Raw genomic sequence first — 19,642 nt, 5'->3', positions numbered from 1 at the left:
CCGGCGCCAGCGTCCGTCTCCGCACGATCACGCGGGGCGTGTTGCGCCGCGACAACCAGTCTTCAGTCGTCTCGCGTCCTGGGAGGGATTCAGATGTACAAGTTTTCAAGCCATGCCTCGGCAGGTACGGGCGTGCGTGCGCGTCGTACCCCACGTTTGCGCCACTCGGCCATGGCCGTCAGCATCGGTTTACTGCTCGCCGCGCCGGTCTATGCGCAACAGGCGCCGTCGTCGCCGGACGCCGCCTCGGGCAAGGCCGGCAGCACAGCAGTGGACCTGGACACGGTGGAAGTGCGTGGCGTGCGCGCCAGCTTGATCAAGTCGCAGGTCATCAAGCGCGATGCGGCGCAGATCGTGGATTCGGTCAGTGCCGAAGACATCGGCGCGCTGCCCGACCGCAGCGTCACCGAAACCCTGCAGCGCGTCAGCGGCGTGACCATCGATCACTTCGCCGCGCGCAGCGACCCGGATCACTTCTCGGCCGAAGGCAGTGGCGTGATGATCCGCGGCCTGACCCAGGTGCGCGGCGAGCTCAACGGGCGCGACATCTTCAGTGCCGCCAGCGGCCGCGGCCTGAGCTTTGAAGACGTGCCGGCCGAGCTGATGGCCGGCGTGGACGTGTACAAGAACCCTTCCGCGCAGATCATCGAAGGCGGCCTGGGCGGCACGGTCAACCTGCGCACGCGCATGCCGTTTGACAACCCGGGCCGCATCGTCGGCGGCAACGTCGACGTCAACTACGGCGATATGAGCAAGAAGTACAAGCCTTCGGCGTCGTTCCTGTTCAGCGATCGCTGGCAGACCGGTATCGGCGAAATGGGCTTCATGATCGATATCGCCCATTCCGAACTGGCGACGCGCTCGGATGGCATCCAGGTCGAGCCATACGTGCGCCGCACCGACGCGGCGGTGCTGGTGGGCAGCGGCCGCAGCGAAGTGTTCGTGCCGGGCGGGGTCAACTGGCGCCAGCTGGATTTCGAACGCAAGCGCGACGGCATTGCCGCTGCCTTCCAGTGGCGGCCCAGCGACCAGACCGAGATCTACGCGCAGTACCTGCGTTCGCAGTACGACATGAACTGGCAGGAGCGCGCGGCGTTCTTCAACGACAGCAACAACAGCATCAGCCCGGCGCCGGGCACCACCTTCCAGTACGACCAGAATGGCGTGTTCCAGCGCGGTTCGCCGGTGTCCAACTCCTGGCGCGGCCAGCTGACCGGCGACGGCGTGCGCTTCAACACCGATAACCGCTATTCGGATCAGCAGACCACCACTTCGGACCTGTCGGTGGGGTTCAGCCATTACTTCAACGACAATCTGCAGATCAAGGGCGACGTGCAACTGGTGCAGTCGGAAAACGACCAGCTGGACTTCACCGTGTTCAGCGCGACCTATCTGCCCGGGCTGACCTATGACGTGTCGGGCAAGTATCCGAGCGTGCAGATCGCCAACCAGGGCTTCACCCAGGACCCGTCCAATTATTTCTGGGCCGCAGCGATGGATCACCTGGGCAACAACCGCGGGCGCCAGCTGTCCACCCGCGTTGACCTGGAATACACCTTCCAGGACAGCAGCTGGCTGCGCTTTGCGCGCTTCGGCATGCGCGCCACCGACCGCAACCAGATCAACAAGAACTCCGGCTACAACTGGGGCGTGCTGTCGGACAACTGGGCGGCCATTCCCGGCAGTCCCAACGGCCTGGCCACCATGTCGCAGTTCCTGCCCGACGAGTCCTCGCAGTTCACCTTCTCCAACTTCTTCCGCGGTGGGGTGAATGTGCCGACCACCCTGGTGGTGCCCAACAGCGGGTTGGTTAGGAACTACGGGCGTGCATCGGAGCTGCTGCAGCAGCAGATCGTCGCACTGCGTGGGTGGGGCTGGGCACCGGACACCTACCAGCCGCAGGACACCAATCGTCAGTTCGAGCGTACCCAGGCCGCCTACGCGGCGCTGTACTTTGGCAACGACGAGGCCTGGGGCGTGCCGGTGGACGGCAATGTGGGCGTGCGCATCGTGCAGACCAAGACCCAGGCCGAAGGGTTTGGGCAGTTCCAGGATCTGTCCGGTCTGAACGTCTCGCCGGAGTTGCGGGCGCGGTATACCGGCCAGTACTTCGACAACAACGCGCAGGGTAGCTATACCAACGTGCTGCCGAGCCTGAACATGCGCTTGCGCTTCACCGACACCTTGCAGTGGCGTATTGCCGCCTCCAAGGCGATGGCGCGTCCGGACTACACCCAGTTGCAGCCCTATGTGCTGCTGAACGTGGAGACCGACGATGCCGGCAACGCCACCAACTTCGTCGGCACGGCGGGTAATCCCAACCTCAAGCCGATGACCGCCAACCAGTTCGATACCGCACTGGAGTGGTACTTCGACACCAGCGACATGCTGTACGCCACGTTGTTCTACAAGAAGGTGAAGGATTACTTCTCCACCCAGACCCGCAGCGAGACCTACGACAACCGGCAGTGGCTGGTGACCCGGCCCTACAACACCGACGAAGGCATCATCCGTGGCGCCGAAGTGGGCTATACGCAGTTCTTCGACGAACTGCCGGGCTGGATGAGCGGGTTCGGCGTCAATGCCAACTTCACTTTTGTCGACAGCAAGGGCGGCGCCAACACCGCCATCGATCCCTACACCCGCACCACCGTGGACGGCGTCGAGCTGCCGCTGGAAGGTCTGTCGCGGCGCAGCTACAACCTGGCCGGCATCTACGAGAAGGGTCCGTTGTCGTTGCGCCTGGCCTATAACTGGCGCTCGCGCTACCTGTTGACCACCAGCGACGCGGCCACCCGGCTGCCGACCTGGGCAGACGACTACGGTCAGCTCGATGGCTCGTTCTTCTACCGCTTCAACGCGCATCTGCAGCTCGGCGTACAGGCCAACAACCTGACCAACACCGTGACCAAGGTGCTGATGGGCCCCACCTCGTACGAGGGCGGCGAAGTGGATACCCGGTTGTATACCCGTTCCTCGTTCGTCAACGACCGCCGCTACTCGTTGGTATTGCGCATGAATTGGTAGTGCAGTCGGTCACTGTTGCAGTGTGCGCGCCTTCGCAGATGCTGGCGCGCGCCGTGAAACCCGGTTTCGTTGGCAGGCAATGCCTGGGGAATCGGGTTTCGCGTTATTGATATATCTTTAACGAATACCTCCGCAGGAATATTTCATTGGTGTGGCATGACAGCCGCGCCCTATGCTCCCGCCGCTAGCGCCAGGTAGGCCTTGCAAGGTTTACCTCGCGTCGGTGCACTCATGCTCTAGGCCTGGGGCGGCTCCGACAGCAATGACGACGGGCCGGGCGTTCGCGCACCGGCCTGCTAAAACAGCAGTACATGCGTCCTGGGAGGGAGCACCATGTCAGTGCAACATCGCCACATTCCGGCAGTCCGGGCTGTGGGTCAGCGTTCGATCCGTGATTTCCGCCGCTCGGTGATGGCCATCAGTGTGGCCACGCTGCTGAGCGCGCAGGCCTATGCGCAGGATGCGACCACCACGGCCGCCCCGGCGTCGGAAGCGACCACCCAGCAGCTGGACACGGTGCAGGTCACCGGAACCCGCAGCAGCGTCACCAAGGCGCAGCTGGTCAAGCAGAACGCCGAGCAGATCGTCGATTCCATCGTCGCCGAAGACATCGGCAAGCTGCCCGACAACAACGTCGCCGAAGCGCTGCAGCGCATCTCCGGCATCCAGATTTCGCGCAACTACGGCGAAGGCAGCTCCATCGCCATCCGCGGCCTGACCCAGGTGCGTACCGAGCTCAATGGCCGCGACATCTTCACCGCCAACGACGGCCGTGGCCTGAGCTTCGAAGACGTGTCCGCCGAGTTGCTTGGCGGCGTCAACGTCTACAAAAACCCGTCTGCCGACATGATCGAAGGTGGCCTGGGCGGCACCGTGGACCTGCGCACGCGCCTGCCGTTCGATTACGAAGGCCGCAAGATCGCCGGCAGCGTGCAGTACAACTATTACGACCTGGCCGATGAGGGCAAGCCGGCGTTCTCTGGCCTGTTCAGCGACCGCTGGCAGACCGGGATCGGCGAGATCGGCATCCTGGTGAACTACTCGCAGCAGAAGAGCCCGTTCCGCCAGGACACCATTTCCATCGAGCCGTGGTACACCCAAACCGATCTGCCGGGCTACGAAGGCCGGGAAATCTCGGTGCCGCATGGCGCCGGTATCAACACCACCGTGGGTGAGCGCGAGCGCAAGACCGGTGCATTTGCGATGCAGTGGCGGCCCAACGATGCGGTCGAGGTGTATACGCAGGTGCTGCGGTCGGACTACGACTTCAGCTGGCACGACTATTCGTTCTTCGCGCTGACCGGTGCCAACCCGATGCAGGGGACCCCCGGCATCCAGGTCAACAGCCGCAACGAGTTCGTCAACGGTACCTTCCAGAACGTGCCGGCCGACTCCAACACCAGCCTGACCGAGCGGCATTCGGTGACTACCGACTACTCGCTGGGCGGCAAGTGGACGGTCAATGAAAAACTGACCTTGAGCACCGACTTCCAGTACGTCGATGCGACCACCACCGGCACGCGCTATATCGTGGCCACCGGCTTGAACAACACACCGTTCTTCAACGTGGATTTCCGTGGCGATCTGCCCACGTTGTCGGTGACCGACGCCAGTGGTGCCGAAGGTTTCCTGGCCAACCAGAACAACTACAACGGCTGGCGCTGGCACCTGGACAATAAGGACGACAACACCGGCACCGAGTTCGCGTGGCGCTCGGACATGGACCTGGCGTTCGACAGCGATTTCGTGCGCAGCTTCAAGGCTGGTGTGCGCTACACAGACCGCGATGCCGAAACCAAGGGTGGCGTGTTCCGCTTCATGTGCATCAACGGATGTGCCGGCACGCCGTTCTCGCAATTCCCCAGCGTGGGTGTGGTGACCAACCCGATCACCGATTTCTTCCGCGGCAAGAGCAGCACCTTCGGTCCGACGCTGACGGCATCGGACGCGGCCGTGGCCAACTACGAGCAGACGCTTGCCACTTTCGGTGGCACGCCGCTGGTGTTTGCGCCCAACAACATCAACACGCAGAACGAGAAGACCTACGCGGCCTACGGCGTGCTGCGCTTTGGCGTGGATGGCGACATTCCGTTTGACGGCAATATCGGCATGCGCGTGGTGCGGACCGAAGTGGCCTCGCAGGGCGTGCGTACCGCTACCGACGCCGAAGGCGGTGGTCTGATTCCGGTGGATGCGCAGCAGACCTATACCGATGTGTTGCCGAGCTTGAATCTACGCTGGATGTTGAGCGACCAGTTGCAGTGGCGCTTTGCGGCCTCGCGTGGTATTTCGCGTCCCACTTTCGACCGCCTCAATCCCAACCTGACCCTGAGCACCGGCACTTCCAACACCGGCACCGCCACGCGTACCGGTGCGGCAGGCAACCCGGACCTGGAGGCAGTGAAGGCCGATCAGTTCGATACCGCGCTGGAGTGGTATTTCGGCCAGGGCTCGATGATGTATGGCACGGTGTTCTACAAGAAGGTGGAAGGCTTCATCGCCAACGCTGTCTTCAACGAGGTGTACGACGGCCAGGTGTGGCAGATCACCCGTCCAGTCAACGGCGATTCGGGCAGGATCCGTGGTGCGGAACTGGGCTACACGCAGTTCTTCGACTTCCTGCCGGGCTGGCTGAGCGGCTTCGGCCTGCAGACCAACTACACCTACGTCGACAGCGAGGCGCCCAGCCCCACCGCCACCGACACCAACGGCCAGTCGTTGACGGTGCCGCTGGAAGGCCTGTCCAAGAACAGCTACAACGCGATCCTCAGCTATGAGACGGCGCGCTTCCAGGGCCGTGTGGCCTACAACTGGCGCAGCGACTGGCTGGTGACCACCGCAGGCAACGGCACCGGCAACCTGCCGGTCTACAACAAGGGCTTCGGCCAGCTGGATGCCTCGCTGCGTTTCAACCTCAATGAGGTGTGGTTGATTTCGCTGGATGGCGTGAACCTGCTCGATACCCGTCGCGAAAGCTACCTGGGCAACGAGTCGCGCTACCGTGATTTCGTCATCAACGATCGTCGGTATGGCCTGACCTTGCGGGCCAGCCTGTAGAACGCGCCGTAGGAAGTGCGTCTCCGGTCCGGCGAGCTGTGCAGGCAGCTCGTTGGAACGGTGTTTTTTCGATCGATGGCGCTGCCGTCGATCGCGAGGGGAGCCGGAGGAATGATCGCCATGATCGATCCGCCTACTAAGCGCCGCCTTTTCGCAGCACACGAATGGTTGACTGCTGTTTGCCTGACGCTGGTGTTGCCCTTCATGACGCCCCACGTGTCTGCGGCCGAGCCCGGCACGCCAGGGTCGTATCACTGGCGCAGTGTCGCCATCGGCGGTGGCGGCTTCGTCACCGGCGTGCTGTTCCATCCCGCCGAGCGCGAGCTTGCCTATGCACGCACCGATGTCGGTGGCGCGTATCGCTGGGATGCGCGTGCGCAGCAGTGGATTGCCCTGACCGACTGGCTGGGTGTGGACGACTGGAACCTGATGGGCATCGATGCATTCGCCATCGACCCTGCCAACCCCGAGGCCATCTACCTGGCAGCGGGCACCTATCTGCACGAGCGCGCCGGCAATGCGGCGGTGCTGCGCTCGTTCGACCGTGGCCGCCGCTTCGAGCGTGCCGACCTGCCGTTCAAGCTGGGGGGCAACCAGCTGGGGCGGGCCAATGGCGAGCGGCTGGCAGTGGACCCGCACGATGGCCGGGTGCTGCTGCTGGGTTCGCGCGATGCCGGCCTGTGGCGCAGTGCGGATCGCGGTGCGCATTGGTCGCGTGTTACCGGTTTTCCCGCCGATGCATTTGCTGGCGCGACCGCACGCAACCACGTTGGACGCGAACAAAAGGTGGGCGTCGCATTCGTGGTGTTCGATGCGACCAGTGGCAAGAAGGGCGCAGCGACACCGCGCATCTATGTCGGCATGTCCACCCAACAGACCAGCCTGTATGTGTCCGAGGATGCGGGCCGCAGCTGGTCTGCGGTGCCCGGGCAGCCCAAGGGCCTGCGTCCCAGCCATCTGGCCGGCGGCAGCGACGGGCACTGGTATCTGAGCTACGGCGACCAGCCCGGTCCAGACCTGATGGCCGGCGGTGCGCTGTGGAAATACACACCCGCGCAGGCGCGCTGGGAGCAGATCAGCCCGATTCCGCAGCCGGCCGACGGCGATGGTTTCGGCTGGGGCGCGGTGGCGGTGGATCCGCAGCAGCCGCAGGTCATCCTGGCCAGTACCTTTCGCCGCCGCACGCCGCGCGATGAGCTGTTTCGTAGTGTCGATGGCGGCAAGCATTGGACGCCGCTATTGGCCGATGCGGTGTTCGACCACAGCGCCGCACCGTGGACCGCGCAGGCAACGCCGCACTGGATGGGCGCGCTGGCGATCGATCCGTTCGACAGCAACCACGCGCTGTTCGTCACCGGCTACGGCATCTGGGCCTCGCGCAATCTGCGCGATGCCGCACGCAGGCAACAGCCGTTGCATTGGTGGTTCCAGGATCGCGGGCTGGAGGAAACCGTGCCGCTGGATCTGCTCAGCCCGATGGCCGGTGCGCACCTGCTCAGTGCGTTGGGCGATATCGATGGCTTTCGCCATGACGATCTGGACAGCGCACAACTGCAATACGCCGGCCCGCGCCTGACCAATGGCGAGAGCATCGATGCTGCCGGTCAGGTACCGTTGACGGTGGTCCGCAGCGGCACCGTGCGCAATCGCCGCAACAACGACATCCGCGCGCTGTACTCGCGCGATGGCGGCACGCACTGGCGCGCGTTCGCCAGCGAACCGCCGGCCGGGCAGGGCGCCGGCACAATCGCCATCGGCGCCGATGCGGCGCAGGTGGTGTGGGCGCCTGAGCAGGGCGGCAACTGGCGCACGGCGGATTTCGGTACGCACTGGCAGCGCGTGCAGGGTCTGCCCGAGACTGCCGTGGTGGTGGCCGACCGCGTGGATGCGCAGCGTTGGTATGCCGCCGATTCGCTCAGCGGGCGCCTGTACGAAAGCACCGATGGTGCGGCCAGTTTCCGCGATACCGGGCAGTCGCTGGGCACGCCGGCGCGCGATGAGCGCGTGCGTCCACAGCTGCGGCCCGATCCATGGCGCGCCGGGGTGGTGTATCTGGCCAGCCCCGCGCGTGGCGTGATGCGTTGGCAGGACGGCCGCCTGCGCACCCTGTCGACACTGGACGAGGCACGCTCGCTGGGCATCGGCAAGCCGTTGCGTGATGGCGCGCCACCGGCGCTGTATCTGGCCGGTCGCGTGGATGGGGTGGACGGGGTGTTCCGCTCCGACGACGAAGGTGCGCACTGGCAACGCATCAACGACGACGCGCATCGCTTCGGCAAGCCGTATAGCGTCACCGGCGACCCACGACTTCCCGGTCGGGTGTATTTCGCGACCGGTGGACGTGGCATCTTCTACGGCGACCCACGATGAGCGCGCCGTCCGTGCGCGTGTCATCGCGCTGTTCTACCGTGTCCATCTTCGTCCCCCGTTGCCTCGTTGCGCGCCGACTGGCCGCGCCGACCCTGGAGATCACTGCATGACCGTCACCTTCGTTCGCCGCGCCTGCCTGCTGGGCCTGGCGCTGGTCAGCCCGCTTGCAGCGGCGCAGCCGACCCTGCCCCTGTTGTTCGGCGATGGCGCAGTGCTGCAGCGCGACCAGCCGATGCCGGTGTGGGGTTGGTCCACACCCAAGGCATCCATCACCGTCAGCTTCGACGGCAAGCGCGCCACCACCCAGGCCGATGCGCAGGGAGCCTGGAGGCTCAGCCTGCCGGCGCACACTGCGGGCGGCCCCTACGTGCTGAGCGTGCAGGGCGACGGTGGCGAGTTGCAGGTGCGCGACGTGCTGGTCGGCGATGTGTGGTTGGCCAGCGGGCAATCGAACATGGAATGGCCATTGGCGCAGGCCAGCGATGGCCCGCAGGCGGTGGCGGCGGCCAACGATCCGCAGCTGCGTCACTTCAAGGTGCCCAAGTCGTGGTCGGTGCAGCCAGAGGCGCGCCTGAGCGGGGGCGACTGGAAGGCCGCTACGCCTGCCAACGCCGGCGAGTTCACCGCGGTGGGCTACTTCTTCGCCAAGGAGCTGCGCGCCAGCACCGGCGTGCCGATCGGCATCATCAACAGTAGCTGGGGCGGCAGCGCGATCGAAGCGTGGATGGACGCCGCCTCGTTGGGTTTGAACGCCACCCAGAACCAGGGCGCGATCAAGGCGATCCAGCAGCGCGATGCCGCGGCGCAGGCCGCCACAGGCAAGCGCATCGCGCGCTGGCCGAGGGTCGATGGCGACATGCCGCAATGGCGTGAGCCGGACTTCGACGACCGCGATTGGGACAGCATCCCGACCAGCCAGCAATGGGAGGCCAGCGGCTTCGATGGCATGGACGGCATTGCCTGGTACCGCACCACCTTCACCTTGACGGCTGCGCAAGCCAAGGCCGGCATCGCGCTGGGCGTGGGCCAGATCGACGACTCGGACATCACCTACGTCAACGGCCAGCAGGTCGGCAGCACCGAAAAGCAGTGGAACCTGCCACGCATCTACCAGGTGCCGGCGGCGGCGCTCAAGGCCGGTGTCAACCACATCGCGGTACGCGTGGAAGATCTCAGCGGCGGTGGCGGCATGCATGGCCCGGACGCGCAGCGCTTCGTGCAGACCAACGATGGCGCCAAGCGTGCATTGAGCGGCTGGAAGTTCCGCCCTGCGGCTGTGCGCGTTTCACTCACCGACAACAAGAACCAGCTGCCCACGCTGCTGTACAACCAGATGATCCACCCGCTGCAGCCGTTTCCGGTCAAGGGCGTGCTCTGGTACCAGGGCGAAACCAATGCCAACGCGAGCGGGGCAGTGAAGTATCGCGAACAGTTCGCCGCGATGATCCAGCAGTGGCGCGCCGAACGCGGCCAGAAGACGCTGCCGTTTCTATGGGTGCAGCTGGCCAACTTCAAGGCCGGCGGCGACAAGGGCGAGCTGAGCCCGTGGGCATTGCTGCGTGAGTCGCAGTCCAAGACGCTGGCACTGCCGGCGACCGGGCAGGCGGTCATCATCGATATCGGCAACCCCAGCGACATCCATCCCACCAACAAGCGCGATGTCGGGCATCGCCTGGCGCTGGCGGCACGGCACGTGGCCTATGACGAAACACTGGTCTACAGCGCGCCGGTATTCAAACGCGCGCGTTTCGACGGCGACAAGGCCGTGCTGACGTTCGATCTGCAGGGCAGTGCGCTGCAGGTGCGTGGCGGTGGTGCGGTGCAGGGTTTGCAAATTGCTGGCGCCGATCAGCGCTTCCATCCTGCCACCGCGCAGATCGATGGCGATCGCATGACCGTGCGTAGCGAGGCCGTCAATGCGCCGGTTGCCGTGCGCTATGGCTGGAGCGAGAACCCCGACGACGCCAACCTCATCAATCGTGAGCAGTTGCCCGTTTCCCCCTTCCGCACCGATACCTGGTGACACGGAGTCTTATGACCATGCATTCCCCCGTTGCACGCGCCATCGCTGGTTCCAACCCGCGGCGTTGCCTGCGTCCGTTGCTGCTGTCCGCACTGACGCTTGCAGTGGCTGCCTGCCAGTCCGGCGAGCAGGGCCAGGCAGCCAAGCCTGCCGCCTCCGCGCCTGCCGTCACTCCTGCAGCGGCAGCGCCGGCCACCACACAGACTTCTGCGCAGACGCCGATGCCGCAGTTCGTCAGCAAGGACGGCAAGCATGCGTTACTGGTCGATGGCGCGCCGTTCCTGATCCTGGGCGCGCAGGTCAACAACTCCAGCAACTATCCCGGCGTGATGGACAAGGTGTGGCCGGCGATCAAGCTGATGGGCCCCAACACCGTGCAGGTGCCGATTGCCTGGGAACAGGTGGAACCGGAAGAAGGCAAGTTCGACTTCTCCTTCGTCGATACGCTGCTCAGCCAGGCGCGCGAACACAAGGTGCGGCTGGTGCTGCTGTGGTTCGCCACCTGGAAGAACAACGGCCCGGCCTACGCGCCGCTGTGGGTCAAAGCCGACAACCAGCGCTTCCCGCGCGTCATCACCCGCGAGGGCAAGGCGATCGGCTCGTTGTCGCCACATGCGCAGGCCACCCTGGATGCCGATCGCAAGGCATTCGTTGCCTTCATGCAGCACCTGAAGCAGGTGGACCCGCAGCACACCGTCATCATGGTCCAGCCGGAGAACGAGCCGGGCACCTATGGCAGCGTGCGCGATTTTTCGCCGATGGCGCAGCAGCTGTTCGACGGACCCGTGCCGGATGACTTGCTCAAGCGCATGAACAAGCCGCCGGGCAGCTGGGTACAGGTGTTCGGCACCAATGCCGACGAAGTCTTCCACGCGTGGTCGATCGGCCGTTACATCGACCAGGTGGCCGAAGCCGGCAAGGCCGAATATGCGTTGCCGATGTATGTCAATGCGGCGCTGCGCGGTCCGTTCAATCCGGGCCAGCCCGGCCAGTACGCCAGCGGTGGCCCCACCGACAACGTGCTGGATGTCTGGAAGGCCGCCGGCCCGCATATCGACCTGCTGGCGCCGGACATCTACATGCCCGAATACCGCATGTACACCACGGTGCTGGAGCGCTACGCGCGCCCGGACAATGCCTTGTTCGTGGCCGAAACCGGCAACCGCCCGGAATACGCGCGCTACCTGTTCCCCACGCTGGGCCATGACGGTATCGGCTGGTCGGCCTTCGGCATCGACTTCACCCACTATTCCAACTACCCGCTGGGCGCCAAGCAGGTCGACGCAGAAACGCTGGCGCCGTTCGCGCAGGGCTTCCAGGCGGTGAGCATGGGTATGCGCCCGTTCGCCAAGGCCGCGTCCGAAGGCAAGTTGCACGGCACCGCCGAAGAACCCGGCCAGGCCGTGCAGGAACTCACGCTCAACGACCGCTGGAGCGCCACCATCACCTACGGCGTGCCGCAGTTCTGGTTCCAGGGCAAGCCGCCGGGTAACCCCGAGCCGATCGGCGCCGCCCTGATCGCCGAGCTGGGCCCGGACGAGTTCCTGGTCACCGCCCGGCACGCCCGCGTGACCCTGCACCCGGCCAGCGATGCCACCGCCAACATGGTCTACGACCGCGTCGAGGAAGGCGTGTACGAGGGCACGCAGTGGCAGTTCCAGCGCAACTGGAACGGCGACCAGACCGACTACGGGGTCAATTTCTCCAGCGTGCCGCAATTGCTGAAGATCAAGCTCGCCACCTACAAGTAATCGCCACGCGAGACGGCGCCGCCTTCGGGCGGGCGGTGCGCGGAATCGACATGCTGCACGTCGATTTCGTCGCGTCAACAGGGCTTGCCCGACCATCGCCGCCTTGCGTGCTGCTTCATAAATGAAACCCATGCGCTGCCGCCCCCGCGGCAGCGATTCGACATTCAAAGGGAGTGACCATGCAAACCACCATCCGTTCCGCCGGCCCCGCGCCTGCCAACCGACGTACACCGCTCGCCCATTGCCTGGCGTTGTCGCTGGCCCTGCTGGCCAATGCCGCGCACGCGCAGGACGTGCGCAAGGCCGCCGATGGCGTCACCGTGGTGCCGAGCGCCAAGGGCGCCGCACCGGTGCGCCTGCAGGTGGTCGATGCCGGCATCATCCGCGTCAGCGCGGACCCGGACGGCGATTTCGCGCGCAGCCCCAGCCTGATGCGCGTGCCGGTGCAGGGCAACACCACGTTCCAGCTGGCCGAGCAGGGCGACAGCGTGCAGCTGAAGACCGGCAAGGTCACCGCCACTGTCTCCACTGTCGATGGCCATGTCAGTTTTGCCGATGCCAATGGCAAGCCAGTGCTGGCCGAAGTGGCCGGCGGGCGCAGCTTTGCGCCGCTGAAAGCGGAGGGCAAGCAGTACCTGAGCGTGCGCCAGCGTTTTCAATCGCCCGATGACGAGGGTCTGTACGGCTTCGGCCAGCACCAGCAGGGCTGGATGAACCAGAAGGGCCGCAACGTCGAGCTGCAACAGAACAACATCGACATGGCGGTGCCGTACCTGGTATCCAGCCGCAACTACGGTCTGCTGTGGGACAACAACTCGATCACCCGCCTGGGCGACCCGCGCGGCCTGCAGCCGCTGCCGAAGTCGCTGAAGCTGTACGACGCCAAGGGCAAGGTCGGCGCGTTGACCGCACGCTATGCGATCAACGGCAAGCATGTACTGGAGCGCCGCGAGAGCGAGGTGAACTATCAATACCTCAGCGACCTGACCAAGTTCCCCAAGAAAGCGATCACCAAGGACAAGGACAGCCGCATGCAGGTCAGCTGGGAGGGGCAGATCGAAGCGCTCACCGGCGGCGAACACACCTTCTCGCTGTACTCGAGCGAATACGCCAAGCTGTACGTGGACGGCAAGCTGGTGATCGACCGCTGGCGCCAGAACTGGAATCCGTGGAATCACGAGTTCACCCTCGACCTGGAACCGGGTCAGCGTCATACGGTCAAGATCGAATGGGATCTGATCGACCCCAGCTACATCGCGCTGCTGGACCGCGACCCGCTACCGGCTGCCGAAGCGCGTGACCTGTCGCTCTGGTCCGAAGCCGGGCAGATGATCGACTACTACTTCGTCTCGGCCGATTCATACGACCAGGCCGTGGCCGGCTACCGCGAACTCACCGGCAAGTCGGTGATGCTGCCCAAGTGGGCCTATGGCTTCTGGCAGAGCCGCGAGCGCTACAAGACCCAGGATGAGCTGGTGGGCGCGGTGGCCGAATACCGCAAGCGCAAGCTGTCGCTGGACAACATCGTCCTCGATTGGTCGTACTGGCCGGAAAACGCCTGGGGTTCGCATGATTTCGATCCCAAGCATTTCCCGGATCCGGACGGCATGGTCAAGGCCGTGCACGATATGCACGCGCAGATTATGATTTCGATCTGGCCCAAGTTCTATCCCACCACTGCCAACTACAAGGAACTGGATGCCGCCGGTTTCATGTACAAGCGCAATGTGGAAGTGGGTGAACTGGACTGGATCGGCAAGGGCTACAAGAACTCGTTCTACGACCCGTACTCGGAGAAGGCGCAGGCCATCTTCTGGCGCCAGGTCAACGAAAAGCTCAACAGCAAGGGCTTCGATGCCTGGTGGATGGACGCCGACGAACCGGACGTGCATTCCAACCTGGACATCGCCGAGCGCAAGGCGCGCACCACGCCCAATGCGCTGGGCACGTCCACCGAGTATTTCAATTCATATCCGCTGCCGCATACCCACGGCGTCTACGTAGGCGACCGTGCGGCCGACGACAAGCGCGTGTTCATCCTCTCGCGCAAGGGCTACGCCGGTACCCAGCGCAATGCGGTGGCGGTGTGGAGCGGCGACATCGTGTCGCGTTGGGATGACATGCGCGACCAGATCTCCGGTGGCGTCAACATGGCGCTGTCGGGCCTGCCCAACTGGACCTTCGACATCGGCGGCTTTGCGGTGGAGAAGCGTTACGAAAGCCAGGACCCGGCGCATCTGCCGGAATGGCGCGAGCTCAATACGCGCTGGTTCCAGTTCGGTGCGTTCGTGCCGATCTTCCGCTCGCACGGCCAGTTTCCGTACCGCGAAATCTGGAACATCGCACCGGAAGGCACGCCGTTCTACGAGAGCATGGCCTACTACAACCGCCTGCGTTACGCCTTGCTGCCGTACATCTACAGCCTGGCCGGCGACACCTATCAGCGCGACGGCATCATCATGCGCGGCATGATGATGGACTTCCCGGATGACGCGAAGGCGCGCGACATCAACGACCAGTACTTGTTCGGACCGGCGTTCCTGGTTGCACCGGTGACCCGCTTCGGCGCCACCTCGCGCCAGGTGTACCTGCCGGCCGGCGCCAGCTGGCTGGATTTCGCCACTGGCAAGCGCTATGAAGGCGGCCAGACCATCGAAGCGGCCGCGCCGATCGAACGCATGCCGCTGTTCGTGCGGGCCGGCTCCATCGTGCCGACCGGCCCGGTGCAGGAATACGTAGACCAGATCCCGGATGCGCCGCTCACCGTGGTGGTCTACACCGGTGCCGACGGTGCGTTCTCGCTGTACGAGGACGATGGCAAGGGCTATGGCTACGAGAAGGGCGAGTTCAGCCGCATCCCGCTGGTGTGGAACCAGGCCAAGGGCGAGCTGAGCATCGGCAAGCGCGAAGGCAGCTGGACCGGCATGCAGGCCAAGCGCACCATCCATGTGCGTTTCGTCGATGGTCCGCGCGTCGATGCCGGTGCGCTGGAACCCAAGTCCGACACCACCATCCAGTACGACGGCAAGCCGGTCAGCGTGTTGCAGCGCAAGATTGCTTCCGGCAAAGTGCGTCGTCGATGATCGCAGGCTGTCTTCAGTCGATGAGCGAGCAGATGCCGGAACGCCGCAAGGCAGTCGCGGGCGGTTCCGGCGAGGCAGTACGGCGGTGGCCGTGCTGACCCGCCGCGAACTGTGCAAGGCCACCGGGGCCGCGCTCGCGGTCCTGGGGGGCGCACCGGTGGCTGCACAAGCAGCGCACTCTGCAAAGGCCGGCGGTTTGCCAGCGGTGGCGCCTGCCGATGCCTTGCAGCTGTGGTATCGCGAACCGGCCAGTGAATGGGTGGAGGCCTTGCCGGTCGGCAATGGCCGCCTGGGTGCGATGGTGTGGGGCGGTATTGCCCATGAGCGCCTGCAACTCAACGAAGACACGTTGTATGCGGGCGGCCCCTACGACGCCACCAGCCCGGATGGATTGGCCGCGTTGCCCCAGGTGCGCGCGCTGATCTTCGCCGGCCGCTATGCGCAGGCCGAACAATTGGCCGATGCCAAGCTGCTTTCGCGCCCGCTCAAGCAGATGCCGTATCAACCATTGGGCGATCTGCTGCTGGATTTCGATCGTGCCGACGGCATCAGCGAGTACCGTCGTCAGCTCGATCTCGATACCGCAGTGGCCACCACCACGTTCCGTTCCGGCGGCGCGGTGCACCGGCGCGAGGTGTTCGTCTCGGCGCAATCGCAAAGCATCGTGGTGCGCTTGTCGTGCGACCGGCCACGCGCCATTTCCCTGCGAGTGGGCATCGACAGCCCGCAAAGCGGCGAGGTCACCGCGGAGCAGGGCGGTTTGTTGTTCAGTGGCCGCAACGGCAGCTTTGCCGGTATCGAGGGCAAGCTGCGCTTTGCAGTGCGGGTGTTGCCGCAGGTGAAAGGCGGCACGGTCACCGTGTTGCGCGACCGTCTGCGCATCGAAGGCGCCGACGAAGTGGTGCTGCTGCTGACGGCCGCCACCAGTTACCAACGCTTTGATGCGGTCGATGGCGATCCGCTTGCATCCACTTTGGCAAGCCTGCGGAAGGCCGCCAAGTTCGATTACCCCGCATTGCTGCGCGCCCATCTGGCCGATCATCAGCGCCTGTTCCGGCGCGTGGCGATCGACCTGGGCAGCAGCGACGCGGCAAGCCTGCCCACCGGCGAACGCGTGCAACGCTTCGCCAGCGGCAACGATCCGGCACTGGCGGCGCTGTATCACCAGTACGGCCGTTACTTGCTGATCTGCAGCTCACGGCCAGGCACCCAGCCGGCCAATCTGCAGGGCATCTGGAACGACCTGATGCAGCCGCCGTGGGAAAGCAAGTACACCATCAACGTCAACACCGAGATGAACTACTGGCCCAGCGAAGCCAACGCACTGCACGAGTGCGTGGAGCCGCTGGAATCCATGCTGTTCGATCTGGCCCAGACCGGCGCGCACACCGCAAAGGCGCTCTACGACGCGCCCGGTTGGGTGGTGCACAACAACACCGACCTGTGGCGCCAGGCCGGCCCGATCGATGGAGCCAAGTGGAGCCTGTGGCCGATGGGCGGCGTCTGGCTGCTGCAGCAGCTGTGGGACCGTTGGGACTATGGCCGCGACCGCGCCTACCTGGGCAAGATCTATCCCTTGTTCAAGGGCGCGGCGCAGTTCTTCGTCGCCACCCTGGTGCGCGACCCGCACACCGGTGCGATGGTCACCAACCCCTCGATCTCGCCGGAAAACCAGCATCCGTTCGGTGCGGCGGTGTGTGCAGGCCCCACCATGGATGCGCAACTGCTGCGCGACCTGTTCGCGCAGTGCATCGCCATGAGCAAGCTGCTCGACGTGGATGCGGACCTCGCCCAACAGTTGGCGACCCTGCGCGAGCAATTGCCGCCCAACCGCATCGGCAAGGCCGGGCAATTGCAGGAGTGGCAGCAGGATTGGGATATGGACGCGCCGGAGATGCAGCACCGGCATGTTTCGCATCTGTACGCGCTGCATCCTTCCAGCCAGATCAATCTGCGCGATACGCCCGAGCTGGCGGCCGCAGCCAAACGCACGCTGGAGATCCGTGGCGACAACACCACCGGCTGGGGCATCGGCTGGCGCTTGAATCTGTGGGCGCGGCTTGCCGATGGCGAGCATGCGTATCGCATCCTGCAATTGCTGATCTCGCCCGAACGCACCTATCCGAATCTGTTCGACGCGCATCCGCCGTTCCAGATCGATGGCAACTTCGGCGGCACCGCCGGCATCACCGAAATGCTGCTGCAAAGCTGGGGTGGCAGCGTGTTCCTGCTGCCGGCCTTGCCCAGCGCCTGGCCGCGCGGCAGCGTGCGCGGCCTGCGCGTGCGTGGTGGCGCCAGCATCGACATGGAATGGGACGGCGGTCGCTTGCAGCAGGCACGCCTGCACAGCGATCGTGGCGGGCGTTATCAACTGTCCTACGCCGGGCAGACCCTGGACCTGGAACTGGGCGCAGGCCGCACCCAGCAGGTGGGACTCCACAACAACCGATTGGTGAAGCAATGAGCTTGTACGTAGGACTGGACGTGGGCACGCAGAGCGTCAAGCTGGTGGCCTACGACGCGCAGGACCGCGCCGTGGTTGCCACCATCGCCGCGCCGATGGAGCTCATCAGCCGCGACGACGGCACCCGCGAGCAACAGGCGCAGTGGTGGATCGATGGCATCGTGCACTGCTTCGCGCAGCTCGATGGCGAGCAACGCGCGCGGGTGCGCGGCATCTCGGTCTCCGGCCAGCAGCACGGCTTCGTGCCGGTGGCTGCCGACGGCAGCGTCACCGCGCCGGTGAAGCTGTGGTGCGACACCAGCACCGCGCTGGAATGCGAGCAGATCATGGACGCGGTCGGCGGCGCCGCCGGCAGCGTGGCGGCTGCAGGCAACCCGATCCTGGCTGGCTACACCGCGTCCAAACTGCCGTGGACGCGCAAGCATCGCCCGGACGCATATGCGGCCATGACCACGGTGATGCTGCCGCACGACTACATCAATTTCTGGCTCACCGGCGAGCGCTTTGCAGAAGTGGGCGATGCCTCCGGCACCGGCTGGCTGGATGTGCGCACGCGCCAGTGGTCCGAGCGCATGCTCGGCGCGGTGGATGCGCAGCGCGATCTGCGCGGGGCGTTGCCGCCGCTGGTGGAAACCGGCGCGGTCTACGCATTGTCCGATGCCGCGGCCGACGCGTTGAACCTGCCGGCCGGCGTACGTGTCACTACCGGTGGCGGTGACAACATGATGGCCGCCATCGGCACCGGCAACGTGGTGCCAGGCCGGCTGACCATGAGCCTGGGCACCAGCGGCACCTTGTTCGCCTACGCCGATCACCCGGTGGTGGACGATGACGCACGCTGGGCCGCGTTCTGTTCGTCCAGTGGCGGCTGGCTGCCGCTGATCTGCACCATGAACTGCACCGTCGCCACCGAAGCGGTGATGCGCATGTTCTCCATCACCCGCGAGCAGACCGAGGCAATGATTGCCGATACCGCGCCGGGCGCCGACGGGCTGGTGTTGCTGCCGTTCTTCAATGGCGAGCGTACGCCCAATCTGCCGGATGCGCGCGGCTGCCTGTTCGGCATGGACCTGCACAACACCACTGCCGCGCATTTCTATCGCGCCGCGATGGAAGGTGCGACCTATAGCCTGCGCAACGGCTTCGATGCCTTCGTCGCGGCTGGTCTGCAGTTCGATACCATCCTGCTCACCGGCGGTGGCAGCAAGAGCGCGCAGTGGCGGCAGATGGTCGCCGACGTGTTCAACCTGCCGGTCGTGGTGCCGACCCAGCCCGAAGGCGCCGCCTTCGGTGCTGCCTTGCAAGCGCTCTGGGCCTGCGACCGCGACGATGGCGGCACCGAGGCGTTGTCGGATGTGGTGCTCGAACACCTGCAGGTGGACGACGCACTGGCCGCGCAGCCGGATCCGCAGCGCGTGGCCCGCTACCAACAGCATTACCAGACCTTCCTCAAGCACCTGCAGGTCGTCAGCCCGCTCTACGCTGACTGATTCACCACTCCCCCAGAACCAAGGACATCACACCCCATGAGCAACACCGTTTACATCGGCGCGAAGGAATACTTTCCCGGCATCGGCAAGATCGGCTTCGAAGGCCGCGACTCCGACAATCCGCTCGCCTTCAAGGTCTACGACGCCAACAAAAAGATCGGCGACAAGACCATGGCCGAGCATCTGCGTTTTGCCGTGGCCTACTGGCACAGCTTCTGTGGCAATGGCGCCGATCCGTTCGGCCCGGGCACGCGCGCGTATCCGTGGGATGTAGGCAACACCGCACTCAATCGTGCCGAAGCCAAGTCCGACGCCGCCTTCGAATTCTTCACCAAGCTCGGCGTGCCGTACTACTGTTTCCACGATATCGATCTGGC

The 19,642-nt window shown here is 65.0% G+C and carries 8 protein-coding genes and 1 pseudogene; all 9 read left to right on the top strand.

Translation table 11 applies throughout. The features are described 5' to 3' along the window. Positions 1–93 precede the first annotated feature (93 nt). Positions 94–3,027, top strand: a complete 2,934-nt coding sequence (locus XcuCFBP2542_RS00045) for a TonB-dependent receptor (protein WP_104601610.1) — start codon at positions 94–96, stop codon at positions 3,025–3,027. 333 nt (positions 3,028–3,360) lie between these two features. Then, positions 3,361–6,084: a TonB-dependent receptor gene (locus XcuCFBP2542_RS00040; protein WP_104601609.1), complete on the top strand. Its 2,724-nt coding sequence runs from the start codon at positions 3,361–3,363 to the stop codon at positions 6,082–6,084. Positions 6,085–6,195: 111 nt separating this feature from the next. Next, positions 6,196–8,454, top strand: coding sequence for a sialidase family protein (locus tag XcuCFBP2542_RS00035; RefSeq protein WP_104601608.1), 2,259 nt, complete (start codon positions 6,196–6,198; stop codon positions 8,452–8,454). A gap of 106 nt (positions 8,455–8,560) precedes the next feature. Next, positions 8,561–10,477: a sialate O-acetylesterase gene (locus tag XcuCFBP2542_RS00030; protein ID WP_104601607.1), complete on the top strand. Its 1,917-nt coding sequence runs from the start codon at positions 8,561–8,563 to the stop codon at positions 10,475–10,477. Positions 10,478–10,560: 83 nt separating this feature from the next. Then, positions 10,561–12,228, top strand: a complete 1,668-nt coding sequence (locus XcuCFBP2542_RS00025) for a DUF5597 domain-containing protein (protein WP_104601798.1) — start codon at positions 10,561–10,563, stop codon at positions 12,226–12,228. A 179-nt stretch (positions 12,229–12,407) separates the two neighbouring features. Further along, positions 12,408–15,311 (top strand): TIM-barrel domain-containing protein, encoded by a 2,904-nt coding sequence (locus XcuCFBP2542_RS00020; protein WP_104601606.1) that lies wholly within the window; start codon positions 12,408–12,410, stop codon positions 15,309–15,311. A 91-nt stretch (positions 15,312–15,402) separates the two neighbouring features. Continuing rightward, positions 15,403–17,775: a glycoside hydrolase family 95 protein gene (locus tag XcuCFBP2542_RS00015; RefSeq protein WP_170066929.1), complete on the top strand. Its 2,373-nt coding sequence runs from the start codon at positions 15,403–15,405 to the stop codon at positions 17,773–17,775. Then, positions 17,772–19,265, top strand: coding sequence for a xylulokinase (gene xylB, locus XcuCFBP2542_RS00010; protein WP_104601604.1), 1,494 nt, complete (start codon positions 17,772–17,774; stop codon positions 19,263–19,265). The genes XcuCFBP2542_RS00015 and xylB overlap by 4 nt, the downstream gene beginning before the upstream one ends. A gap of 36 nt (positions 19,266–19,301) precedes the next feature. After that, positions 19,302–19,642 (top strand): annotated as a pseudogene (locus tag XcuCFBP2542_RS00005) (xylose isomerase); the annotation flags it as partial.

Origin of the sequence: Xanthomonas cucurbitae (assembly GCF_002939885.1) — a bacterium.
Taxonomy (GTDB): domain Bacteria; phylum Pseudomonadota; class Gammaproteobacteria; order Xanthomonadales; family Xanthomonadaceae; genus Xanthomonas; species Xanthomonas cucurbitae.
Note: the sequence above shows the minus strand (reverse complement) of the source record. Positions and strands in the feature narration are given on the sequence as shown.